The sequence below is a fragment of the Paracoccus sp. PAR01 genome (genome assembly GCF_014851995.1).
GTDB lineage: Bacteria > Pseudomonadota > Alphaproteobacteria > Rhodobacterales > Rhodobacteraceae > Paracoccus > Paracoccus litorisediminis.
Map to the genome: position 1 here is coordinate 1 of NZ_JACVAW010000079.1, position 1,100 is coordinate 1,100.

Annotated in this window: 1 protein-coding gene; it reads left to right on the top strand. The window is 65.8% G+C overall.

Annotation, left to right across the window (positions count from 1 at the left end; genetic code table 11):
* Nucleotides 1-1,071: IS66 family transposase (locus IB235_RS24720; protein ID WP_192339061.1), on the top strand; the 1,071-nt coding region annotated here is incomplete at its 5' end.
* Nucleotides 1,072-1,100: the final 29 nt, after the last annotated feature.

A 1,100-nucleotide genomic window follows, 5' to 3' on the forward strand; every position in this document is an offset into this window, starting at 1 on the left:
GGGGTGACCCAGGCACCGGCGCCGAGCCACCTGATCATCGGCGGCCTGCCGACCGAGGCGACCCTCGCCCATGTGCTGGTCAGCAAATATGCCGATCACCTGCCATTGTATCGCCAGAGCCAGATCCTGGCACGGGCGGGTCTTGATCTGCACCGCGCCGTGCTGGCCGATTGGGTCGGCAAGGCGGCGTTCCATCTGAAGCCCGTCGTCGACCGGCTGGCCGAACATCTGAAGCGGTCGCCCAAGCTGTTCATGGATGAAACCACCGCCCCGGTGCTGGATCCGGGGCGCGGGGCAACAAAGACCGGATATCTCTGGGCGCTGGCCCGCGACGACCGGCCCTGGGGTGGCGAGGACCCGCCCGGCGTGGTCTATTTCTACGCCCCTGGTCGTGCCGGCGAGAATGCCGAAACCTTCCTGACCGGCTTCGACGGCATCCTGCAGGTCGACGGCTATACCGGCTACAATCGGCTGACCAAACCCTCGCGCAAGGGCGGCACGCCCATTCGCGTGGCGCATTGTTGGGCGCATGCACGGCGCAAATTGAAAGAGGTCTTCGACCGCGACGGGTCGGAGATCGCGGCCGAAGGCCTGCGCCGCATCGCCGAGTTCTATGCCGTCGAGGCCGACATCCGCGGCGTCTCGCCAAGTCAGCGCCTCTCAGCCCGCCAAGCCCGCACCGCGCCTCTGGTGGCCGCCTTCGGCGAATGGCTGCAGGCGCAGCGCCGCAAGATCTCTGCCAAATCTCGCTTGGGCGAAAAGCTCGCCTACATCCACAACCACTGGCACGGGCTGCAAACCTTCCTGACCGACGGCCGCGTCGAGATCGACAGCAACCGGGTCGAGAACCTGATCCGCCCCATCGCCCTCAATCGCAAGAATGCGCTCTTCGCCGGCCACGACGAAGGCGGCATCGCCTGGGGCCGCATCGCCTCGCTGATCGAGACCTGCAAGATCAACGGCGTCGAACCCTTCGCCTACCTTAAGGCCACGCTCACCGCCATCGCCAACGGTCATCCGCAAAGCCGCCTCGACGACCTGCTGCCATGGAGCTTCAAGCCGTCAAGCTAAGACGACCGTGATGACCTGCGAACGCTTAC